23 protein-coding genes are annotated in these 22359 nt (G+C 31.5%); 9 read left to right on the top strand and 14 right to left on the bottom strand.

The genetic code is table 11. The features are described 5' to 3' along the window. Position 1: 1 nt before the first annotated feature. Positions 2-1234, top strand: a complete 1233-nt coding sequence (gene larC / locus EV02_RS05370; RefSeq protein ID WP_032519435.1) for a nickel pincer cofactor biosynthesis protein LarC — start codon at positions 2-4, stop codon at positions 1232-1234. After that, on the top strand, positions 1231-2187 hold the full coding sequence (locus EV02_RS05375; protein ID WP_032519434.1) for a hypothetical protein: 957 nt from the start codon (positions 1231-1233) through the stop codon (positions 2185-2187). The genes larC and EV02_RS05375 overlap by 4 nt, the downstream gene beginning before the upstream one ends. Here the strand turns inward: EV02_RS05375 and EV02_RS05380 are convergent. Genes EV02_RS05380 through EV02_RS05395 form a run of 4 tightly spaced genes read right to left on the bottom strand, consistent with a single transcriptional unit; the run spans position 2184 to position 5671 of the window. Next, complete coding sequence (locus EV02_RS05380) at positions 2184-3722, bottom strand: ABC transporter permease (RefSeq protein ID WP_032519433.1); 1539 nt, start codon at positions 3720-3722, stop codon at positions 2184-2186. The two genes, EV02_RS05375 and EV02_RS05380, sit on opposite strands and share 4 nt — an antisense overlap. Before the next feature lie 26 nt (positions 3723-3748). Beyond that, the gene (locus tag EV02_RS05385) at positions 3749-4858 is read right to left on the bottom strand and encodes a CobW family GTP-binding protein (protein WP_032519432.1); all 1110 of its coding nucleotides are present in this window, start codon (positions 4856-4858) and stop codon (positions 3749-3751) included. Positions 4859-4887: 29 nt separating this feature from the next. Beyond that, complete coding sequence (locus tag EV02_RS05390; RefSeq protein WP_032519431.1) at positions 4888-5178, bottom strand: 4a-hydroxytetrahydrobiopterin dehydratase; 291 nt, start codon at positions 5176-5178, stop codon at positions 4888-4890. Between the two features lie 37 nt (positions 5179-5215). Then, on the bottom strand, positions 5216-5671 hold the full coding sequence (locus tag EV02_RS05395) for a secondary thiamine-phosphate synthase enzyme YjbQ (protein WP_032519430.1): 456 nt from the start codon (positions 5669-5671) through the stop codon (positions 5216-5218). A 108-nt stretch (positions 5672-5779) separates the two neighbouring features. Between EV02_RS05395 and EV02_RS05400 the strand changes: the two genes are divergently transcribed. Both EV02_RS05400 and EV02_RS05405 read left to right on the top strand, forming a co-directional pair. Next, positions 5780-7285, top strand: coding sequence for a carboxypeptidase M32 (locus EV02_RS05400; RefSeq protein ID WP_032519429.1), 1506 nt, complete (start codon positions 5780-5782; stop codon positions 7283-7285). Positions 7286-7348: 63 nt separating this feature from the next. Continuing rightward, positions 7349-7936 (top strand): inorganic diphosphatase, encoded by a 588-nt coding sequence (locus EV02_RS05405; RefSeq protein ID WP_032520441.1) that lies wholly within the window; start codon positions 7349-7351, stop codon positions 7934-7936. Here the strand turns inward: EV02_RS05405 and hemC are convergent, their stop codons facing one another. Together hemC and rpoD are read right to left on the bottom strand one after the other, a co-directional pair. Further along, a complete protein-coding gene (gene hemC, locus EV02_RS05410) occupies positions 7937-8893 on the bottom strand; it encodes a hydroxymethylbilane synthase (protein ID WP_032519426.1) in 957 nt (318 codons plus the stop codon). It abuts the gene before it with no gap. 96 nt (positions 8894-8989) lie between these two features. Then, a complete protein-coding gene (rpoD, locus tag EV02_RS05415; RefSeq protein WP_032519424.1) occupies positions 8990-10171 on the bottom strand; it encodes an RNA polymerase sigma factor RpoD in 1182 nt (393 codons plus the stop codon). A 324-nt stretch (positions 10172-10495) separates the two neighbouring features. Here rpoD and priA point away from each other — a divergent pair, with 324 nt between their 5' ends. After that, complete coding sequence (priA, locus tag EV02_RS05420) at positions 10496-12772, top strand: replication restart helicase PriA (RefSeq protein WP_032519422.1); 2277 nt, start codon at positions 10496-10498, stop codon at positions 12770-12772. Here the strand turns inward: priA and EV02_RS05425 are convergent, their stop codons facing one another. The 3 genes from EV02_RS05425 to EV02_RS05435 all read right to left on the bottom strand — a co-directional run bounded on the left by EV02_RS05425 (position 12773) and on the right by EV02_RS05435 (position 15334). Continuing rightward, entirely contained in the window at positions 12773-13882 is a 1110-nt protein-coding gene (locus EV02_RS05425; RefSeq protein WP_032519420.1) for a DUF3153 domain-containing protein, read from the bottom strand. It abuts the gene before it with no gap. 3 nt (positions 13883-13885) lie between these two features. Then, on the bottom strand, positions 13886-14737 hold the full coding sequence (argB, locus tag EV02_RS05430) for an acetylglutamate kinase (protein WP_032519419.1): 852 nt from the start codon (positions 14735-14737) through the stop codon (positions 13886-13888). A gap of 66 nt (positions 14738-14803) precedes the next feature. Continuing rightward, positions 14804-15334 (bottom strand): DUF2854 domain-containing protein, encoded by a 531-nt coding sequence (locus tag EV02_RS05435; protein ID WP_032519418.1) that lies wholly within the window; start codon positions 15332-15334, stop codon positions 14804-14806. A gap of 41 nt (positions 15335-15375) precedes the next feature. Between EV02_RS05435 and EV02_RS05440 the strand changes: the two genes are divergently transcribed. Then, positions 15376-15558, top strand: coding sequence for a hypothetical protein (locus EV02_RS05440; protein WP_032520440.1), 183 nt, complete (start codon positions 15376-15378; stop codon positions 15556-15558). Between the two features lies 1 nt (position 15559). Here the strand turns inward: EV02_RS05440 and EV02_RS05445 are convergent, their stop codons facing one another. Next, complete coding sequence (locus EV02_RS05445) at positions 15560-15985, bottom strand: single-stranded DNA-binding protein (RefSeq protein ID WP_032519417.1); 426 nt, start codon at positions 15983-15985, stop codon at positions 15560-15562. 28 nt (positions 15986-16013) lie between these two features. Between EV02_RS05445 and EV02_RS05450 the strand changes: the two genes are divergently transcribed. Together EV02_RS05450 and cutA are read left to right on the top strand one after the other, a co-directional pair. Next, the gene (locus EV02_RS05450; protein WP_080724847.1) at positions 16014-16817 is read left to right on the top strand and encodes a precorrin-6A/cobalt-precorrin-6A reductase; all 804 of its coding nucleotides are present in this window, start codon (positions 16014-16016) and stop codon (positions 16815-16817) included. A gap of 6 nt (positions 16818-16823) precedes the next feature. Then, positions 16824-17129 (top strand): divalent-cation tolerance protein CutA, encoded by a 306-nt coding sequence (cutA, locus tag EV02_RS05455; RefSeq protein ID WP_032519414.1) that lies wholly within the window; start codon positions 16824-16826, stop codon positions 17127-17129. Here cutA and EV02_RS05460 read toward each other — a convergent pair whose 3' ends face one another. The 4 genes from EV02_RS05460 to EV02_RS05470 form a co-directional block, all read right to left on the bottom strand. Beyond that, positions 17130-18137: an adenosine kinase gene (locus tag EV02_RS05460; RefSeq protein ID WP_032519413.1), complete on the bottom strand. Its 1008-nt coding sequence runs from the start codon at positions 18135-18137 to the stop codon at positions 17130-17132. It abuts the gene before it with no gap. A gap of 15 nt (positions 18138-18152) precedes the next feature. Continuing rightward, on the bottom strand, positions 18153-19463 hold the full coding sequence (locus tag EV02_RS05465; protein WP_032519412.1) for an adenylosuccinate synthase: 1311 nt from the start codon (positions 19461-19463) through the stop codon (positions 18153-18155). Between the two features lie 81 nt (positions 19464-19544). Continuing rightward, entirely contained in the window at positions 19545-19982 is a 438-nt protein-coding gene (gene psb27, locus EV02_RS0108700) for a photosystem II protein Psb27 (protein WP_032519411.1), read from the bottom strand. Positions 19983-20008: 26 nt separating this feature from the next. Then, positions 20009-21811: a proline--tRNA ligase gene (locus EV02_RS05470; protein WP_032519410.1), complete on the bottom strand. Its 1803-nt coding sequence runs from the start codon at positions 21809-21811 to the stop codon at positions 20009-20011. Positions 21812-21986: 175 nt separating this feature from the next. On the opposite strand from EV02_RS05470, the gene EV02_RS05475 reads away from it, so the two are divergent. Next, positions 21987-22337: a hypothetical protein gene (locus EV02_RS05475; protein ID WP_011862529.1), complete on the top strand. Its 351-nt coding sequence runs from the start codon at positions 21987-21989 to the stop codon at positions 22335-22337. Positions 22338-22359 lie beyond the last annotated feature (22 nt).

Here is a 22359-nt window from a genome sequence, read left to right as displayed (position 1 = left end):
TATGCAAGATGTTTTAATTGAATGTTCTCCTGGTATCTCTGGAGATATGTTGTTAGGAGCTTTTTATGATTTAGGGGTGCCTAAAAAAGTCATTGAACAACCACTTATTGATCTTGGATTAAAGGATTTATATCAAATAAACTTTAAGGAATCAAAAAGTTGTTCAATCCGAGGAATAAAGACAAAGGTCGAGAATATTGATTGTAGTCCTATTAAAAGAACTTGGAAGAGTATTAAAGAACTAATTTTAAAAGGCCACTTAGAGGATAAATTAAAAAAAATAATTTATGGAGTATTTGAGTCTTTAGCAATTGCCGAAGGAAAAGTTCATGGCATTAAATCTGATGATGTTCATTTTCATGAAATTGGAGCTATAGATTCATTGGTGGATATCATTGGAGTATGTGCTGCATTAAATTACTTAAATCCCAATAGGGTTTATTGTAATGAACCAACTTTGGGGAAAGGTTTTGTTCATACTGAACATGGTAAATTATCTGTACCAGCTCCTGCTGTAATAGAGCTAGTAAGACAAAAAAATATCAAGGTCTTATCAGACTGGAGCTCAATAGAGGGCGAACTCTCAACACCAACTGGTATTGCTTTACTTGCTAATCTGGTCGACTATCTAGAACCTCCTTCAAAATATTCTATTAATTCTTATGGGGTAGGTATTGGGAACCTTAATTTCCCATTCCCTAATTTGGTAAGAGTTTATAAAATTACTTCATTTTATAATTCTTCTATTAATAATAATGAACAAATTAGTCCAAAGCGTGAAGAGATAATTATTCAAGAAGCATGGATTGATGACCAAACACCCGAAGATATATCTAATTTTGTGGAGAAACTTAGAATCGAGGGAGCTTATGACGTTTCTTATCAAGCTATCAATATGAAAAAAAATAGAATTGGATTTTCTATTCAAGCAATCTTGCCCATAAAGAAAAAAGAATTTTTTAGGCGACTATGGTTTGATTATTCCAATACTATTGGAGTTCGTGAGAGGACTCAGTCAAGGTGGATATTACTTAGACGCAGAGGAGAATGTTCAACGATTTTTGGAAATATAAAAGTTAAACAAACTTTGAAACCTGACGGATCAATAATTATGAAACCAGAAAATGATGAGGTTTTAAGATTAAATCTAGAGCATAAAATATCAACTTACGAAATAAGAAAAATAATAAAAGAATCAAGTAAAAAATTTAAAGCATTTGAAAACTGGAAATGAGATTTAATAAGAGTAATCAACGATATTTTAAATTCCTTAAAAAAATTAATTTTGGAAATTTAAAGAGTATTTTCTTTATTTTAAGCTTGTTATATTTTTGCATCTATTTTTTTGATAATATTGATCAAATTTCTTTTGATATCAATTTAGAAAGAAATGGAATTAATCTATTTTTATCATTTTTATTTTGCGTTTTAAGTATTTGCTTGAACGCTTATGCATGGAAATATATCGTAAAATGGTTCGGTAAAGAATTTAAAAGTAATAATTTAGTTTCTTTCTATGTTTTAACCAATATTCTTAAATATGTTCCAGGAGGGGTTTGGCATTTTGTTGAAAGATTTAATTTTATAAAAAAAATAAGTAATCCACAGATTGCTTTATATTCGACGCTTATAGAACCTTATTTTATGTTGAGTGGATCTTTTCTCTTGGCATCAATGGGATTAATTTTTTCACCACTTTATTTTTTTTTAATTTTTCCTTTATTATTTTTAAATAGAAAATTTATTTTTTTGATATTAAAAATATTAGGGTCTCTTAAGGGGAAAGTATTTGAGGTTTTGAAGCTTCAAAATTCAAAGGGCCAATTTAAAGAGAGAATAAATATAGTTTCTTTTTTCCCTTCTAGAGCTTTATTTCTTGAAATTGGTTTTGTTTTATCAAAATTTATTGGGTTTTATCTTTGCTTAAATACTTTTTATACAAGTAATACCCTGAACATCATATTTTTATTAGTAATTTTTTCTTTGTCATGGTCCATAGGCTTGGTAGTCCCAGCAGCTCCAGGAGGAGTTGGCGTTTTTGAGGCTTGCCTCCTCTTATTTGTTGGCAAAAGTATTCCAGAAAATATAATTCTTAAAAGTTTAGTTTATTTTAGGGTTATATCTACCTCGGCAGATTTGTTGTTAAGCTTACCTTTCTTAATAAGAAAAGTGTCTAAAAGAATTTAGTGTTTTTTCTCTAAACTTGGTATCAATGTCATTGATGCAATAAGCCCTAAAGTCATAATAAGAATGGCCGGTAATATTGCCTCAACCATTCTTTCATCTCCAGCATATTGATATATTCTCACAGATAATGTATCGAAATCGAATGGTCTTAAAATAAAGGTAATGGGTAATTCTTTTATCGTGTCAACAAAAACTAAAAGTGATCCTACTAATATCGGTCCTTGGAGAAGAGGTAGATGAATTCTTTTGATGATCCCTAGCCAATTTTCTCCTAGTCCAAGTGCTGCTTCATCAAGATTAGGAGAAATTCTCTCAAGACTTGAATCAATAGAACCCTTAGAGATAGTTAGAAATCGGACAAGATAACCCCAAATTAGAAAGCAAATAGCAATAAAATTAAATTTTGAGGAAGAAATGCTTATTAAAGATAAAGCTAATACAGTACCTGGGATTGCGTAACCTATCCCCGCAAGATTTGTTAATAGTCCTAGAAAAAAGCTTTTATTTGCTCGTCTGACTAAAGAAATTATTAAGGAGAATAGCATCGCTATAAATGCAGTTAAAAGTCCTAGACTTATGGTCCTTAATGATAGGCTAAGTAATTCTATAGATAACCCTTTTTGAATTAGATCTATATTGAGTAGAACCCAAAAACATGGAATCCCAAAAGAGAAAATTGGAGGAAATAAAGATATTATTATTGCTAAAAAAGCTCTAGTTTTGTTTAATTCCCATCCTTGAGAATCTTTTGATGCAGGATTTTCACTCCACCTCTTTGATTTTTTTCTTGATAACTTTTCGAAAATAATTAAAGTGAAAATCATTAATAAAGCTACCAAAGATAATCCAATAGCACTTTTTGGATTACCCTCAATTATCCAATTTTCAGCTATACCAGTAGAAATACTTGGTATGTTTAATAATGCAAATGTACCTAACTCATTCATTACTTCCATACACATTAAACTTATTCCTGTTATTAGTGCAGGTAACGCCATTGGGAAAGCTATTTTAAAGAAGCTGCTCCAAGGCCCTACTCCTAATCCTCTACTAGCATTGATTTGATTAACTCCAAATTTATTAAAACTTTCGTTAGCAAGAATGAATACATATGGATAAGTAGTAATTGAAAGTATTAATACCCCCCACCATAAACCAGTCACTTGATATCCAAAAATACTTCCTAAGTCCTGCAAAATGGCTGTTATTAGATATGCAGGGGCAGCTAGTGGAACTAGCTGACATATACGAAGAACTTTTCTGAACTTAAAATCACAATTTGAAAGTAACCATCCATTCAAAGTTCCTAAACCGCCGCCAAAAAAACTTGTCAATATTAGAACTTTTAAAGTGCCTAATACCTCTTCTCCTCCTGCAATACCTAATGAAAAATTTCCACTAATAATGTAATCAATTCCCTCTATAAGAAAATTGGAAATTGGAATGATTACTAAGAGTGAAACAATAATCGAAGTGAAATAAAGAAAATTTAATTCTGTTAATGTTTTTTTAAACCCTTTAATGCGTATTTTCAAAAATTAATTAAATCCTAATATGAACTTTAATCTGAATTAAATCTACATGATGACAGTTGATTTTTAATAGTTTGGTGATCTAAGTTTTTCCCAATTAATACTATCTTGTTAGATTTTTCTTTTGTCCATTCCTCATCATCTAGAGAAAACCGTTTTCCAGATAGGTGAAAAATGTGTTTTCTTTCACTTTCCATAAACCATAATATTCCTTTTGCTCTAAATACATTTTGTGAGATTTGATTATCTAAGAAATATTGAAACTTTCTTAAAGAAAATGGTTCAAATGTCTCATATGAAACTGAGGTAAAACCCTCGATATTATTGATCAAATCGTGGGAATGAGAAGAGTGATCGTGGGAGTGAGAAGAGTGATCGTGGGAATGAGAAGAGTGATCGTGGGAATGAGAAGAATGATCGTGGGAATGAGAAGAGTGATCGTGGGAATGAGAAGAATGATCGTGGGAATGAGAAGAGTGATGGTTTGAATTTTGTTCTATATTTTTTTTATTTTTCTGGGATTCACAAGTATCCGTCTGAAATAGACCTACGCTCATTATTGTATGTAATGCAACTTCACAATTAGTTGATCTTAAAATCCTTGGTTCTTTTTTTATTTTATTTATAAACTCCTCTATTTTCTTTAATTGTTTTTCATTTACTAAATCAGATTTATTAAGAAGAAGGATATCTCCGTATAAAATTTGAGAATAGGCGACACTTGTATTATTAATTTCAAAATCAAAATTTTCTCCATCAATGACAGTGATTATCGAATCTAATCTTACTTTTTCTCTAAGGTCACCAGCCGCAAAAGTCATGGCTACTGGTAATGGATCTGCTAATCCAGTTGTTTCAACAATCAAATAGTCTAATTTTTCAGCTCTTTCTAAAACTTTGGATACAGTATTTAATAATTCGCCATTGATAGAGCAACATATACATCCATTATTTAATTCGATCATATCTTCTGAGCCTTCTATTATTAAGTCATTATCTATTCCGATCTCTCCAAATTCATTGACTAAAACAGCTGTTTTAATACCAACTTGATTTTTTAAAATATGATTAAGAAGCGTAGTTTTGCCAGAACCTAAAAATCCACTAATAATAGTAACTGGCAATAAATTTTTAGACATTTTGAAAATTTGAAAACAAGTTTATATTTTTATTGATCGAAAATTTTGTTGATTTCCGAAGCTAATGTTTGATCCAGATTCGTAATACCTCCTAGATCATGTGTATTTAATTTTATTATTACTTTTGCATAAACATTTTCCCAGTAAGGATGATGATTATATTTTTCACAGATTAAAGCAACCTTAGTCATAAAAGCAAAGGCTTCAACAAAATTAGCGAAGTTAAATTCTCTTTGGATTTGTTTAGATTTAATTTCCCAGCCAGGTATTTTGATAACTAATTCATTCAATTCTTCATCTTGCAAAATGTAGGGTTCCATTAAAGTAAGAAATCTGACTTACTACATTATAAATATCTTACTTTTTCTCACCAATTATATGTACATTTATGATTCTTTCCTTTTGATCAAATCGATGTTCCCATAAATAAACTGCTTGCCATGTGCCAAGCATAATTTTCCCGTCTTGAAAACTCAAAGATAAACAAGTGTTTGTTAGGGATGTTTTAATATGTGCTGGCATATCGTCAGCCCCTTCTTGATAATGTTTATAGGATATTTCTTCTCTATTTTTTGATAAGGTTAAGTAGGAATCATAAGGAACTATCGATTGCATATACTTTTTTAGGTCCCTCAGTACATTTGGATCTGCGTTCTCATTAATAGTTAAACTGCAACTTGTATGAAGTGAAGTTAAATTTAAAATTCCGGAATGAAAATTATTTTTTTCAACACATAAATTTAAATCATATGTGATATCAATAAAACCCTCGCCGTGGGTTACGAATTTTAATTTTGAAAATATTTGTTCCATATAAGTTAAAACTTAATTAATCAATATCCTATTATGGATAAAGATGAATTTTTTACTGCAGACATTAAAATTTTTATCTTAAGATAGATTTAATTTCCATTTAAATCTTTGGCTGAAACTCATTGGAATAATCTGGGTACTTACCTTAAAGAAACACAAATATTAGGTTCAATCCAAAATACACTTTATTGGGATCAGAATACTGGAATGCCAAAGAAAGGTGCTTCTTGGAGGTCTGAACAACTTACTTATATTGCAAAAGTGTTGCATAAAAGAAATTCTTCCGAGGAATTTTGTAATTTAATACAATCTGCTAAAAATGAACTAGAAGATATTGAACGAAATTCCGATAATCAACTTTTCATAAAAGATAAAGAAAGAAATATTAGTCTTTTATTGAAGGAATTTAATAGAGAAAGAAATTTAGATCCCAAATTAGTTGAGTCTCTAGCAAAGGCAAAATCTAAAGGGTATGAAAGCTGGCAAGAAGCTAAGGAAAAATCAGATTTTAAAATTTTTCTTCCTTTCTTTGAAGAATTAGTTAAATTGCGGATTGAAGAGGCAAAACAAATATCTATTCAGTGTTCACCTTGGGAGACATTAGCCCAACCCTTTGAGCCTGAATTAAATTTGAAATGGTTGAATAAAATTTTTCAACCTTTGAAAGAAACCATCCCAGGCTTGATTAGAGAAATTAAAAAGTCCCAAAAAAATCATTGGGATTTAAGTCCAGAATCTCAAAAAAATTTATGTTCTAAATTACTTGACGAGTTTGGAAGAGATAGAGATCTCGTGGTTGTTGGACAATCTCCCCATCCTTTCTCTATAACATTAGGGCCAAATGATTTTAGGATCACTACAAGAATTGTTGAAGGTGAACCATTATCAAGTTTTTTAGCAACTGCACATGAGTGGGGGCATTCTATTTATGAGCAGGGTTTGCCATCTCAAAGTCATCAATGGTTTGCTTGGCCTTTAGGTCAAGCAACCTCTATGGGTATTCATGAAAGTCAATCTTTATTTTGGGAAAATAGAATAGTTAAATCCAAATCTTTTTCAAAAAGATTTTTTAAAAAATTTGTTTCGGCTGGATGTTCTTTTAATAATTATTTACAACTATGGAAATCTATTAATCATTTGGAAGCAGGCTTAAATAGGGTTGAAGCGGATGAATTGACTTATGGCTTACACATATTAATAAGAACCGAACTTGAAATAGATTTAATTGAAAGAGGTTTACCTGCTGAAGATATTCCAACAGAATGGAATAAAAGATATGATGAACTCCTAGGAATTAAACCATCTAATGATTCAGAAGGTTGTCTTCAAGATGTTCATTGGAGTGAAGGGGCGTTTGGATATTTCCCCTCATACTTGTTAGGACATGTTATAAGTGCGCAAATATCTTCTCAAATGGAAAGAGACATAGGTTTGATTGACAACTTAATTGAGAATGCTGAATATCAAAAGATCATTTTTTGGTTAAAAAATAATATACATAAATATGGTAGATCAGTTAATTGTATGGAGTTGGTAAGAGCTGTAACTAATGAAGAACTATCGCCAAACTATTTTATTAATCATTTAAGGTCTAAAATAAATGATTTTTGCTGAAACATTACTTTTAAAGAATTTGGTTAGGTGTGGGGATGTAAGATAAACAAAAATAATTTCTTGATGGCAAATCTAAATCAGCCCCCAAGCAGGGTCACTCCAAATTTATTGCATATACTAAATGCTTTCACTGATAGCTCAAATACAATAATAAACACTATTGTTGAATTGAACTCTAATACCATAAATAAATATGAATTAATTACAGAAACGGGCCATCTTAAACTTGATAGGGTGGGTTATTCATCACTTGCGTATCCCTTCGCTTATGGATGTATTCCAAGGACATGGGATGAAGATGGAGATCCACTTGATGTGGAAATTGTTAGTGTAACTGAGCCATTGATACCTGGTTCTATTGTGGAGGCAAGGATTATTGGGGTGATGAAATTTGATGATGGTGGAGAGGTCGATGATAAGGTAATAGCTGTTCTCGCAGATGATAAAAGAATGGATCATATCTCAAGTTATGAAGACCTTGGAGAGCATTGGTTAAAAGAAACAAAGTATTATTGGGAGCACTACAAAGATCTAAAAAAACCTAGAACATGTACTGTAAATGGTTTTTTTGGGATAGAAGAAGCTGTTAAAGTGATTAAAGATTGTGAAGAGAGATACAAAAAAGAAATTGATCCTAAATTAGTAAATTAACTAATTTTTGTTTTCCCTAAATTCCTCAAATATTTCGCTGAGTATTTTGTCGGCACCTTGGAGCTTTAGTCTCTTTGCTAGTTCTATGCCTACCAGTTCAGGGTCATTAATATTGCCAATAACTTGATCTTTTATAAGCCTTTCCCCATCAAGAGAGGCTACCATTCCAGTAAGGTAAAGTTGACCATTGTGAATATTACTATTAACACCTATTGGGACTTGGCATCCACCTTCAAGTTCTCTTAAAAAAGCCCTCTCTGCCAGACATCTTTGACTAGTTGGTTTATCTTCTAAGACATTTATAATTTCTAAAACTTTTTTATCATCAGATTTACATTCAATGCCTAGAGCTCCTTGGCCAACGGCATGTAGAGAAATTTCACTTGGTATAATCTGGTGAATTCTTGATTCAAAGCCTAATCTCTTTAGACCGGCGGCCGCTAGAATTATACAATCAAATTCTCCTGCATCTAATTTTTCAATTCTTGTAATAACATTTCCCCTGATATCTTTGAAAACAAGATGTGGGTACTTATTTCTTAATTGTGCAAGTCTTCTTAGAGAGCTTGTTCCCACAATCGAACCTTCAGGTAAGGTTTCTAATTTATAACAGTCATTTTTTTTGCTTACTACTAAAGCATCTGCAGGATCCTCCCTTTTTGTGATGCATCCTAATTTAAGGCCATTAGGCAAATTGGTTGGTAAATCTTTCAGAGAATGTACTGCTATATCTGCATGGCCTACGAGCATTTGTGCTTCAAGTTCTTTTGTAAATAAGCCTTTGTCGCCTATTTTTGCTAAGGCTACATCAAGGATTTTGTCACCTTGAGTTGCCATAGCTTCTATAGATACCTCTAAATTGGGAATATTCCTTTCTAGTTGATCTTTAACCCATAAAGTTTGAACCATTGCTAGTTTGCTTCTTCTACTAGCTATTTTCAGCTTAAAATTAGTCATTAAATATTATTTTGAGTTTGAATTAAAATAAAGTCGAATTTATTTTAAGCTATTCTTTTGCAAGTTTCTAAAGCTGAAAATGATACTTAACTTTTTTTATTTTATATATTCTTTTAAAACCCCGTTTCGATTTGGATGTCTAAGTTTTCTTAGGGCTTTTGCCTCTATTTGTCTAATTCTTTCTCTCGTAACATCAAAAATCTGGCCAATTTCTTCAAGAGTTTTCATTCTTCCATCATCAATCCCATATCTCAATCTGAGAACATCTCTTTCTCTTGGACTTAGAGTGGCTAATACGCCTTCCAAATCTTCTCTTAATAATGTTTTAGAAACATCTTGCTCAGGATTTTCTATATCAGCCTCTATAAAGTCTCCGAGTCTGGAGTCTTCTTCTTTCCCTATTGGAGTTTCTAAAGAAATTGGAAGTTGAGCACTTTTAGCTATAAATCTCAATTTTTCAATTGTCATTTCCATGCTTTCAGCGATTTCTTCTTCACTAGGTTTCCTGCCAAATTCTTGGCTAAGAACTTTTGTGGTTTTTTTAATTCTGGATATTGTCTCGTATAAGTGAACTGGCAATCTAATAGTCCTACTTTGATCTGCAATTGCTCTTGTAATGGCTTGGCGAATCCACCAAGTCGCGTATGTAGAGAACTTATAACCTTTTTCATGGTCAAATTTTTCCGCGGCCCTAATTAGACCTAAACTTCCTTCTTGGATTAAATCTTGAAATGATAAACCTCTATTCATATATTTTTTTGCAATGGAAACAACTAATCTTAAATTTGATTGAACCATTTTTTCTTTAGCTCTCCTACCTAAAAGAAGTCTTCTCCTAAATTTGGGAAGAGGCATATCTATTAACTCGGCCCATTCTCTTACTGATGGGAAATGTCCTTTTTCTGACTCATATTGAGTTGCTAATTCTTCTAATTGGAGTAAGTCAGCAATTTTTCTTGCAAGTTCAATTTCTTCATCAGGTCTTAAAAGTCTAATTCTTCCAATTTCTTGGAGATAAACTCTTATTGAATCTTCAGTGTAGATACCTTTTGGGCCAAGCTTTATATTCCCAAGCCCTTTATCTTCTTCTTCAGAATCACTAAATTCATTATTATTTTCAATACTGCTTTCGTTTAACTCGGAAGATATCTGTGAATTTTGACTACTTTTAATACTATCTTCTTCAACTATTGTTTCTAAATTTGGATTAATTTTTTTATTGATCTTTTTTTTTGAACTAGACTTGGAATTTTTTGATTCTGCTGCGACTGGACACATAATTGACTCCTTTCTACGGTGAATTTAACTAGATAAAATTTTATTTAGGGCTAATTTGAACATTTAGTAGTAAAAGTCACCCTTAATGTTTAAAAAACATTTTCACAAAATGAAAAATAGAAAAGTTTTCTAAATTGTTGAAAAATTTAAATAGTGCTATAGATTACCTAAAGTAAAAAGTCTTGGGATTTCTCAGACAGGCAGATCATTTTTTGAATTTTCAATCAATAATCAAAGCTTCATGTCTCCCTTAAGAGCAGGATACTTACAATGTGCAAAAAACACTTTGTGGAATGTTCAACAATCTAATATTAAGAAAAAGTTTTGAAGCCGGCAAGTAATCAGTTATTAAATATCTCCTACAAATTGGAAATTTTGCTTGATATTGGTAGTAGTAACGAAAGCTTTTACTATTTAGATGGAAATAATCTTGGGGCAGAAGTTGGAGATATTGTAAGTGTGAGACTAAGAGGGAGATTATTAAATGGGTTGGTGATCTCCCAAAAAAACTTTTCGACAATCAATAATGATGAAACAAATATTACTGGATTAAAAAGCATAAGATATTCTTTTGTTGAAAGTATTTTGCAAAAAAATATAATTGATGACTCTTGGAGAGAATGGATAGAGTCCCTAGCCTCTTTTTATATGGTTAGTAATTTAAGAATGTTTAAAACTGCATTTCCTCCTGGTTGGATTGGTAAATATAAGAATTTTCCCAAAGGTTCAAAAGATCAAATATGGATTGAAACTAAAAAAGAATTTGATATTAAGAAAAATGTATTAAATAAAAAGGAATTTTTTTTAATTAATACTTTGCCTGAAAAAGGTAATTGGCAAAGTGAATTAATAAAGTCTGGTTTTAACTACACTCTAATTAACTCAATGGTCAGTAAAAAATACCTTGTTAAATCTAAAAGAAAAAAAAATATAAATACTAAATTAAATTCTTTTTTAAATGATCAAATTGCAACGAAAAAACTAAATCTTACAAATGAGCAAAAAATTGCATTTCAAGAATTTCAAACAATGAAACCGGGAGATGTTTTACTTCTATGGGGCGAAACCGGTTCAGGTAAAACAGAAGTTTATATGCGAATTGCTGAAGATCTATTTCTTAAGAAAAAAAGTTGTTTGATACTAGCCCCAGAAATTGGACTAATTCCTCAACTTATTGATAGGTTTAGTCGGCGATTTAATAATGTCGTTTACGAATATCATAGTAACTGTTCTCCCAATCATAGAACTATAGTTTGGAAGAAAATTATTAATGCTAATGAGCCTTTAATAGTAATAGGAACAAGGTCCGCAGTTTTCCTTCCAATGAAAAATCTTGGATTAATAATCATGGATGAAGAACATGACGTTTCTTATAAACAAGATAGTCCAATGCCTTGTTACGACGCAAGAGACATTGCTATTGAAATAGTAAAAAGGAATTCTGCAAAGTTAATTTTAGGAAGTGCAACCCCATCAATGAAGACTTGGAAAAAGTGTATTCTTGAAAAGGATTTTAAATTGGTAAGAATGATTCAAAGGATATCTAGTAATGAGATTCCTGAAATAAGAATTATTGATATGCGAGATGAGTTCAAGAAGGGAAATATGAAAATTTTTTCCAATGAATTATTACAATTGATCCCTCAACTACGCTTAAAAAAAGAGCAGGCAATAATTTTGATCCCAAGGAGGGGCCATAGTGGGTTTTTAAGTTGTAGAAATTGCGGATATTTAATAAATTGCCCTAACTGTGACGTTCCTTTATCAGTACATCTCAGTTCACAGGGAAAAAAATGGTTAAATTGTCATTGGTGTGATCATAAATCGAGATTTATTAATAGTTGCCCAGATTGTCATTCAACTGCTTTTAAACCTTTTGGAATAGGTACACAAAGGGTAATAGAGTTTTTAAATGAAGAATTTCCTGACTTAAGAGTACTTCGCTTTGATAGAGATACAACCTCAGGAAAGGATGGTCATAGAGATATTCTTTCAAAGTTTTCTAAAGGTGATGCTGAAATTCTTGTAGGAACTCAAATGTTGGCAAAAGGGATTGATATCCCAAATGTTACTCTTTCAGTAGTTATTGCAGCAGATGGGTTGCTTCATCGCCCAGATATTTCGGCAGAAGAAAAATCATTACAATTGTTTTTGCAACTAGCTGGCAGGGCAGGCAGGTCTCAAAAAAAAGGAAAGGTAATTTTTCAAACATATAAACCTAACCACCCGGTAATTTCGTATCTTCAGAAAAGAGATTATGAAAGATTCTTAATTGAAAACTCGAGATTGAGAAAAGATGCTAACTTATTTCCATTTTGCACGATTTGCCTTCTTAAATTATCAGGAGAAAATTGTGAATTAACTGAGTCAGTTGCAATAAAATTAGCAACATATCTACTCAATTTTTGTGAGAAAAAGAACTGGAAATTAATAGGTCCGGCTCCTAGTTTAATTGCTAAAGTCGGTAAAAAATTTCGATGGCAGATACTAATGCATGGTCCTGAAGGAACAAATATACCTTTACCTGATAGATCAATATTATATGAACTTATTCCAAAAAACGTTTTTTTAACAATTGATGTTAATCCAGCAGAGTTGTAATCACTTTGATGGAAGTTGAGGTAAATCTGTACCTAATTTAAATCTATAGAATCTTAATAAATAAGCCAATACGATAATTATTAAAATAGTGGATATCCCAATCAAAAGTTTGTTGAGGCTCCAAAAAGAAAATTCAAGACTATTTATCTGCCCTTGATTTAAATTCCAAATTATTTGATTTTTTGTGATTTCTAAATTTGAATTATTTTGATAAGTAAGGGTAGCTTTATTAGGGTGAATAATCTTGAAAATAAGTTCTAAATTATCAATACCCTGAATAGAATTTAAATCCAATTCAAACCTGTAAAAGTATTTTTTAAAAAAAATGAAGTTTTTTTGAGTAGTATTAATTTCTATATTTGTAGATCCTCCCGCCAACTCTCCAGCTGTATTTTGGGTGATTTTAAGAACTTGCTTAGTATCTTCTAAATTGAGATTTTTATGTTTTAAAGAAAAGGTTGATTCGTCTTGTTCAATTTCTTCGTCAGGGAAAAAATCTTTCATCTTCTCTTCAAATTTTAATTGCCAAGGTAATTTATTTATATATTTACTCTCTATAACTAAATTATTGGTTATTGAATCAAGTTCACTAAGATCAAGGGTGTCTTCAATTTTAACGCAGCCACTTAATAGTGGGATTAATAATAATAATATAAAAAAAATGATCAGTGAAAAGCCTTTCTGAAAGGGTTTTGTTTCACCAGTTGGTGTCTCAGTTACATTAATAAATTTTTTTTTCTTTAATACTTCTCTTTTTTTGTGCAGTGAGTTAAGAGATTTTTTATTGAGTGATAGGTCGCTTTCAAACTGTACGTTCCAATTTTCTGGCTTTTTAATGTCAGGAGAGTCTATAACTTCCATCAAATATTTTGCATTTTCTCTCGTCTTATTATCGTAAGATTTAAGGAGTTCTTTACAAAAACTTTTAGCCTCCTCCTTTTTATTGATACCACAAAGAGCAGTAATTAAGATTGTTCTTAAATTTACTCCCTCTTTGCTTGATAAAGGAAATGATTCGATTATGGGCAAAAGAAACTCAATGCAATAATGATACTCACCTTTAGCTAAAGCAAGTTCTACTCTTTCTAAAACTTGCTCATAGGTATTCATGGCTTAGGCGACTATCATTGTACCTATCCCGGAATTTGTAAAAATCTCTAGAAGTAATGAATGTTTTATTCTTCCATCAATTATGTGAGCTGCTTTGACTCCTTGGGCTAAAGCTCTTATACAGCATTCTGTCTTTGGAATCATACCTTCTGTAACAATTTTTCTATCAATAAAATCTCTTGCTTCTTTGAGATTAGTTTTTTCAACAAGACTATTTTTGTTATCTTTTTCTTTTAAAATCCCTTGAGTATCAGTAAGAAGAATAAGTTTTTCTGCATTTATTGCAGCAGCAATTTCTCCTGCAACAAAATCAGCATTGATATTATGGGAAATACCATCCAAAGTTGATCCAATGCTAGAAATAATTGGGATATATCCTTTAGAAATAAGAGGATCTAATATTTCAGCATTGATTTTTGTAACCTCTCCGACTAACCCATGGCTACCATCTCCTAGTTCTCTAGATTGAATTAAGTTCCCATCAAGACCTGATATTCCCACCGCTAAGGATCCAGTTTTATTAATGCCTTTTACAATTTGTTTGTTAACTCTACCCATTAGAACCATCTCCACAATTTCCATTGTTTTTTGATCAGTAATTCTTAATCCATTTTCGAATTTCGGAGATATTTCTAATTTCTTTAACCAATTATTAATCTCTATTCCACCTCCATGAATTACTATCGGACAAACCCCAACTGTTGATAAAAGTGCTATGTCTCTAAAAAAAGCATTTTTTAAATTATCATTCTCCATAACTGAGCCACCATACTTGATGACAATTTTTCTACCTGAGAAACTTTGTATATATGGAAGTGCTTCGCTTAATATTGATACTCTTTGAGAATCCTTCATTATTAAAAAAATTATTAAAACTTGATTGAATTAAGAAGTTAGGTTTTTACAAATATATCCCTATATTCAATAAAAGAGAATAAAATCAAATTCTTTTTTATTATCGTCGATAATAAATTCCGATTCAAGACCTTTGACAAAAAACCTGTTTAATCTTTCTTGTTTTTCAATCCATTTTTCTAGAGGGACAGCGTTTAATTCGAAACGCATTCTGAGACCATTTTTTTCTTCTTTTGTAATTTCTTCTATTTCTTTTAGTTGAGGAGGATTATCCTCATCCCACAAATTTAAAGATTCTAATGACGATTCAAGATGAGCTTTTATCCCATACCTCCATCTAGTAACATCTTTAACTAGTGCTGTTAATTCTTTTGGTCTATTAAATTTATTTGTCGCAAAATTTGTCTTATCAAATAACTTTACAGGTGGTATTTCGGAAGTCTTTAAACCTAATCCAATTAAAAAAATAGGTACTCCATAAAAAAAAGTAGGTACACTTAAATTTACTGAGTCTGTAAAATAAGCAGTCATTCCAACAAAAGCTAGCATACCCCCTACGGTTACGATTAAGTTTCCTGGCGATAAGTATTTCTTCATTTTGATTTAGTAGAATGAGTTTAAGTGGGCTAACAAGCATTATGCAGGATCCTAATACTGCAAATCAAGGAGATTTAATTTTGAAACTTGATCATGATAGAGCATGGCTCTTAGAAAATCTTGACAAAGGTAAATGGCTAGAAATCAGAAGCGAACTTGCCGCGCTTGAAAGAAAAATAAGCAAATTAATTATAAGCGTTCAAGAAAATAATGTTGATATTTGATTTAAAAAGGTATTTCGTCAACTTCTGGAACAAGAGGAGAAGTATCCCAATTAGAACTTTTATCGCTTTCTTTTTTTTCAAATGACTCGTTATTTTCTTTTTTATCAGACTTAATAACCTCAATTGGCGATATTTGATGGATCTTTGAAGCTGTTAGTTCTGGTTGCTTTTCTTTCGTTCCGTCTTTTCTAGTAACAGAATTCATCTTTAGACGTCCCTCAATAACAATATTTTGCCCCTCCTTCAGTTCATTTACCATTTCTTGGGCAATATTTCCCCAACCTATGATCTTGAGATCTCTGGTTGGATCTTCACTACGTAATCCTTTAAAATTAACAATCATTTCTGCAATTGGAGTTTGGTTTTCTTTGGTATACCTCATTTGGGGAGCGCTATTAATGACCGCCTGAATTAAACAATGATTCATTACTTACTATTTAATTAAAGATATACTGATGCAGAATCAAGGAAATTGCTATAAAAATGTTTGGATCCTATCAGGAACCTCGGATGGACCTGTAATAGCTAATAGCCTTCTTGAACTTAATTATTCAGTCTTTGCAAGTGTTTTAACTTATAAAGCAGGGCAAGCTTATATTGAAAATCCAAAGTTACATATCATTACGGGTAAATTAAATAATAAAGATGAAGTAATTAATTTCATAAATAAAAATAAAATCAAATGCGTTGTCGATGCCACTCATCCTTTTGCCGAAATAATTTCTAAAAATCTTAATAATGCATGTAAAGAGATTAATATACCTCTCTTACTATTTGAGAGGAAATCTCTAATAAAAAACACTAATAATTTTTTTTATATTGATGATTTAAAGGATATAAATAAAATTGATATGGAAAATAAGAATATTCTTCTGGCAATAGGATCAAGATTCCTTAACGATACAGCTAATTATTATATTAATTGTAAAGCAAATGTATTTACAAGGGTACTTCCAACTTATGAAAGTATAACTAAAGCTTTTGGATCATGTATTAAAAATTCAAACATAGCGATACTTGAACCGAGTAAAAATAATAAAAGCATTTTAGAAAAAAAACTTTGTGATTTTTGGGACATAGATTATGTTCTATGTAGAGAATCTGGAAGTTATTCTCAGAAAAACTGGGAGAGTATAGTTTCTGGAAGTAAAATGAAGTTATTTTTGGTTAAAAGGCCGAAATTTAAAAATGATTATTCTTACTCTTTTGATCAATATCACAATTTGATAAATCACATAATTAAAAATATTGATGTTTAATTCATTGTGGAAATATTAGTAATGATCACAACTGAATCAAGTAACGCGAATGCTGTGCGATTAGCTAAATTACTCATAGAAGAAAAAATTGCAGCTTGTGTTTCCATAAAGCAAATTTTTTCAGTTTATAAGTGGGATGATGATATTCAAGAAACTAAAGAGTTTGAAATTACAATAAAAAGTAAACTTGAATTTAAAGATTGTTTAATTGATTTCGTAAATAAAAATAGCACATATGATGTCCCTCAAATTATTTACAAAAAATACCATGCTGAGATGAAATATTATGATTGGTTAAATAAGACTATTTGATTAAATATATTTTATTAACTCTTTAAGATCAATATCCGATCTAGATCCTAATTGCGTAATTATTTGCCCCGCACAAATTGAAGCTATCTCTCCGCATTTTTTGAGGGAACAATTGTTTATTAATCCATGGATAAATCCTCCAGCATAGATATCTCCTGCTCCTGTAGTATCAATAATCTTGCCTTTCGTTATTGATTCAATTATTTCAACATTATTTTTGTTAACTATGAGAGAACCATTGCTTCCAAGAGTTACTATGACTAATTCACATAGGGAAGATAGGTCTTCTTGGCAGCTTGATAATTTATCATTTTTAAATAGACTTAACACCTCGGATTCATTACAAAAAACAATATCTACATATTCATAAATTAATTCCAAGAAACTCTCACGATGTCTATCTACACAAAATGAATCAGACAAAGAAAGAATTATTTTTGTATTAGATTGTTTTGCAATTTGGGCGGCTTTAATAAAAGCTTTTTTAGCTAATTCGCTGTCCCATAAATATCCTTCTAAATATAAGTATTTACTTTCCTTAATTACAGTAAAGTCAATGTCTTTTGGTTCAAACTCTACAGATGCTCCTAGGTAAGTGCACATAGTTCTTTGTGCATCAGGTGTAACCAAAATGATTGAATGAGCTGTTGGAGCACCTTCAATAGTTGGTAGAGTATTAAATATTGTTTTACTTTTTTTTATATCGTCAGAAAAGAAATTCCCAAATTGATCATTTTTCACTCTTCCTATAAACTGCACATGATTGCCTAATTCTGCCAAAGAAACAACGGTATTTGCTGAGGACCCACCTGAAATTTGTTTGATCACTTTGCAATTTTCTAACAATCTCTGAGATTCATCAGAATTAATTAGATTCATTGATCCTTTATCCAGATTATTTATCTCAAGAAATTCATCTGCAATATTTACAATAATATCTACTATTGCGTTTCCCAGACCAATTAGATCAACTTTTTTATGTTCAAAATGTCTAAAGGATTCCTTCATTAATTTGGAACTAAATTACCTTAGCAGTGCTCTTTTAGGACCATGTATTGGGTCTTCAATAACTATAGTTTGATCTCTATTCGCCCCCAACGAGACAATTGCAATTGGAACCTCCATTAATTCAGCTAAAAATCTTAGATAATTCATAGCATTCTCTGGGAGATCAGATAGTTTTCTACAATCTGCAGTTGAACATTGCCAACCTTTTAATTTTTTGAAGATTGGCTTACATTTTTTTAAGTCATCTGAATTTGTAGGAAAGTAGTCTATTTCCTCTCCATCGAGATCATATGCAATGCAAACTTGAATCTCATCTAATTCATCTAACACATCAAGTTTCGTAACGGCTAAACAATCAAGACCATTTACAGATACAGCATATTTACCAATAACTCCATCAAACCACCCACATCTTCTCCTTCTCCCAGTAGTGGTTCCAAATTCACTGCCTCTATCACAGAGTTGATCATTAATACTTCCTTGTAATTCAGTTGGGAATGGCCCTTCACCTACTCTTGTGGTATAAGCTTTTGCGACACCTATGACTCTATCAATTAAAGTTGGACCTACTCCAGCCCCAATACATGCCCCTCCTGATATGGGGTTTGATGAGGTGACATAAGGATAAGTTCCATGATCTAAGTCAAGTAGAGTCCCTTGAGCCCCTTCGAAAAGAATATTCTTCTTATTTTTTGAGGCTGCATGGATAGTCCTCGTACAGTCAACAACATGCTTTGACAATCTTTCCCCATAGTTAAGATATTCTTCAATAATATCTTCTAATTTAAGTGGTTTAATGCCATAGATTTTTTCTAGTAGACCGTTTTTTTCTCTTAATGGAATTTCGATAACATCACTAAGCCTTTCCTTATTGAGCAAGTCTCTTATCCTAATGCCATTTCTTTGTGATTTATCCGCATAAGTTGGGCCAATCCCACGACCTGTTGTCCCTATTTTGTTTGAACCTCTATCAGCCTCCATCGCTTCATCTAATATTCGGTGGTAGGGCATTGTTACATGTGATGTTGATGAAATTTTTAAACCTGAGATATCAATTCCATTATCAATTAACATGTCAATTTCTTTAAGCAAGATTTTTGGATCTACAACAGTTCCCGAACCAATTAGACAAGAAGTATTTTTATAAAGTATCCCTGAGGGAATTAAATGTAATTTTAAGACTTTATCATCTACAACTATAGTATGACCCGCATTTACTCCCCCTTGATAGCGAACGACAACATCTGCCGAACGACTAAGTAAATCCGTTATTTTACCTTTTCCTTCGTCACCCCATTGGGCGCCGATTACAACAACATTGGCCAATTTTAGAAGAGCATTATTTTTGTGCGAATATTTAATATATTCAAAAATCTTGATTTACTTTTAAAAAGTAAATGAATTGTATCAACTTTCTCTTAGAACCATTTTTTCAGCAAGAGAAAATTCTTTGGTTAAACGCTCTTTAAGTTTATCTGGTAAAGGTCTACTTGCAAAGTTTTTGTAATGACCTGCCATAGCATTTAATGCTGTTTGCATTGTGGTAAATGATTGTGTTTTATTCACCATCCCTCTATTTCTATATCTTGAAATATAGTCAGTTATGAGTGTAAGAGCCTCACTTCTTACTTCATCTTTATTTGGAGAATCTTTTGGAGTATCAACAGCTGTTTGTAATGTTTTAACAACTGAAATTGTATCCTTTGTATAGTCACCTGTCATAGCGGTTTTTGCAGCTATGGAAGGGGAACTAAATAGTGTAAAAGCAACAATTAAGGATATTGCAAAAGATATAGCTTTGGCAATATTCTTAAAAAAAATTTTTGATGTCCATTTCAGTAACATAACTTAGCTCCCAAAAAAAATAAGCCTCAAGACTTTTTATTGTACATTATTTTAGATTCGGAAATAAATGTTTCTAACAATTTATCAGTACTAATTTTAAGATTAGTATTATTTGTTCTGCATAAAAGTTCTACTTCTTTATTAATAGAATCTCTGCCAATAATTATCTGAAAAGGAATACCAATTAATTCCGCATCTTTAAATTTCACTCCAGCTCTGTCGTTTCTATCATCAAGAAGGACATCAATTTTATTAATTAAAAAGTTGTTATAGATTTGCTCAGTAAGATCACTTTGAATAGGATCTTTTAGGTTTGTTGGGATAATAATAACTTCAAAAGGAGAAATCTGGATAGGCCAACAAATTCCTTTTTGATCATGATTCTGTTCGATAGCCGCTTGAGCTATTCTTGTCACTCCTATCCCGTAACAACCCATCCATAAATTTTTTAACTGACCATCCTTATCAGAGAACTTTGCATTTAATTTTTCACTATATTTCTGACCTAGTTGGAAAATATGTCCAATCTCGATACCTTTTTTTTCTTTAAGTTCTTCATCATCATAAATACTTACTTTATCTCCTTTTTTGGCATTCCTGATATCCCCAATTAGATAGTCTTTCGAATCAAAAGAAAATTCTTGAAAAACTTTATGGAAATTAACTTTATTCCCACCACTTACAAACTTTGAGAGGTCACTTGCAGAATGGTCAATTATTCTTGTCCATTTTTTTTCCCAATTAGAACTAGCTTTAATAGTTTTATTATCTAAATCTGGCCCGATAAAACCAAAGGGTAAATCAAATAGATTTTTTTCGAAAGTATTTTTGTCTTCAATCTTTTTAAGATTAACAAGATTGAAGTGATGAAGTTTATTGATTAAGTTAAAAAGCTTTACTTCATTAATGTGTTGATCGCCTCTTATGCATGCAAGAATTGGGACCTCAAATTTACCTTCGAACTGTGCAAGGAATACTACTACTTTAATAATCTGACTTGGGTCTAAATTGTTATTATTGCAAACTTCTAGTATTGTTTTTTGATGAGGCGTTTCCAACCACTCTGCAATATTATCTTTTAGTGGAATAGGTTGAGAGGGTAGAGAAATAGCTTTTTCGATATTGGCAGCATAAGAACCGCTTTGAGTGAACAAAATGGAATCTTCCCCAGCATCAGCAGTTACCATATATTCTTTAGATGAAGCACCGCCAATTGCTCCACTATCAGCTTCAACCCCTACTGTCTGCAGTCCACAAGATTTAAAAATATTTTCATAAGCATTACCCATTTTTTCATAGAAAGAAGCCAGATCGTTTTCTGAAGAATGAAAAGAATAACCATCTTTCATTATGAATTCTCTACTTCTCATCAATCCAAACCTTGGCCTTATTTCATCTCTAAATTTTGTCTGAATTTGGTAAAAACATTGAGGTAATTGCTTATAAGAGTTGATGGTATCTGATGCAATACTAGTGATCACCTCTTCGTGAGTTGGTGCTAAACCAAATTCTTTACCTTGTCTATCTTTGAGATTAAACATTATTCCTTCACCTGCAGTATATCCTTCCCACCTTTCACTTTTTTTCCATAAATCTGCAGGATGAAGTTGTGGTAATAGTAATTTTGTACAACCAATACTATTAAGTTCTTTCTCTATTACTGCGGATATTTTTTCAATAACTCTAAGCATTAGTGGCATGTATGCATAAATACCGCTGTTAACTCTGCGAATATACCCAGCTTTTAAAAGTAATTGATGTGAAATAATCTCAGCTTCAGAAGGTGTGTCACGAAGTGTCCCCAGAGGAAATGAGGTGGTCACGCGCATACAGAAAAATCCTTAGATAATATTTAATTTTATCAATTAAGATGAAAAAATAATTCAAAGTGTCTTGAGTCCCTCAACGCGGATAGTCTAAGAATGTTCTTTCTGCTAACTTCTTCAGTAATGAAGTTCAAATTCTTTAAAAAGTTCATTACTACTTAATCATTTTCTTAAGTTTATGGAAAATATAGATTCCAATATTTCTAGTGAAGAGGAATTAGTAGGTATTGATGAAGTTCAAAAATTCCTAAATAGATCAAGAGCTTCTGTCTATAGGTATACAAATACAGATTTAAGAAATCTAAACCCTAGTTTTAATCCAAGAAAATTAAATCCCGAATTTCGAACTGATCAAAAAGATCCTTTAAAATTCCATCCTAATGAAGTAGCAAGATTTGCAAAAGATATTTTAAGAATAAAGGAAGTTACTGTAGAGGTCTTTAATACGCCTTCGTCCGCTGCTCAAAATATACTGGCGCAAATATTAGACGAACTAAAATCTATTAGGTCTTTGCTAGAAAAAGAATAATTAAAAGGTCACCAAGCAATGT

Source organism: Prochlorococcus marinus str. SB, assembly GCF_000760115.1.
In the GTDB taxonomy this organism is placed as follows: Bacteria; Cyanobacteriota; Cyanobacteriia; order PCC-6307; family Cyanobiaceae; genus Prochlorococcus_A; species Prochlorococcus_A marinus_D.
The sequence above is the reverse complement of the archived record's forward strand: the minus strand, read 5'-3'. Positions and strand labels throughout refer to the sequence as shown.

Coding starts and splice junctions, on each gene's coding strand:
- hemC (WP_032519426.1), bottom strand. CDS start 8,893: ATGACTAATTTTAAGCTGAAAATAGCTAGTAGAAGAAGCAAACTAGCA.
- EV02_RS05475 (WP_011862529.1), top strand. CDS start 21,987: ATGGAAAATATAGATTCCAATATTTCTAGTGAAGAGGAATTAGTAGGT.
- EV02_RS05390 (WP_032519431.1), bottom strand. CDS start 5,178: ATGGAACCCTACATTTTGCAAGATGAAGAATTGAATGAATTAGTTATC.
- rpoD (WP_032519424.1), bottom strand. CDS start 10,171: ATGTGTCCAGTCGCAGCAGAATCAAAAAATTCCAAGTCTAGTTCAAAA.
- EV02_RS05435 (WP_032519418.1), bottom strand. CDS start 15,334: ATGAAGAAATACTTATCGCCAGGAAACTTAATCGTAACCGTAGGGGGT.
- EV02_RS05395 (WP_032519430.1), bottom strand. CDS start 5,671: ATGGAACAAATATTTTCAAAATTAAAATTCGTAACCCACGGCGAGGGT.
- EV02_RS05470 (WP_032519410.1), bottom strand. CDS start 21,811: ATGCGCGTGACCACCTCATTTCCTCTGGGGACACTTCGTGACACACCT.
- EV02_RS05405 (WP_032520441.1), top strand. CDS start 7,349: ATGGCAAATCTAAATCAGCCCCCAAGCAGGGTCACTCCAAATTTATTG.
- EV02_RS05385 (WP_032519432.1), bottom strand. CDS start 4,858: ATGTCTAAAAATTTATTGCCAGTTACTATTATTAGTGGATTTTTAGGT.
- EV02_RS05440 (WP_032520440.1), top strand. CDS start 15,376: ATGCAGGATCCTAATACTGCAAATCAAGGAGATTTAATTTTGAAACTT.
- EV02_RS05375 (WP_032519434.1), top strand. CDS start 1,231: ATGAGATTTAATAAGAGTAATCAACGATATTTTAAATTCCTTAAAAAA.
- EV02_RS05460 (WP_032519413.1), bottom strand. CDS start 18,137: ATGAAGGAATCCTTTAGACATTTTGAACATAAAAAAGTTGATCTAATT.
- EV02_RS05450 (WP_080724847.1), top strand. CDS start 16,014: ATGCAGAATCAAGGAAATTGCTATAAAAATGTTTGGATCCTATCAGGA.
- argB (WP_032519419.1), bottom strand. CDS start 14,737: ATGAAGGATTCTCAAAGAGTATCAATATTAAGCGAAGCACTTCCATAT.
- EV02_RS05425 (WP_032519420.1), bottom strand. CDS start 13,882: ATGAATACCTATGAGCAAGTTTTAGAAAGAGTAGAACTTGCTTTAGCT.
- EV02_RS05445 (WP_032519417.1), bottom strand. CDS start 15,985: ATGAATCATTGTTTAATTCAGGCGGTCATTAATAGCGCTCCCCAAATG.
- psb27 (WP_032519411.1), bottom strand. CDS start 19,982: ATGTTACTGAAATGGACATCAAAAATTTTTTTTAAGAATATTGCCAAA.
- larC (WP_032519435.1), top strand. CDS start 2: ATGCAAGATGTTTTAATTGAATGTTCTCCTGGTATCTCTGGAGATATG.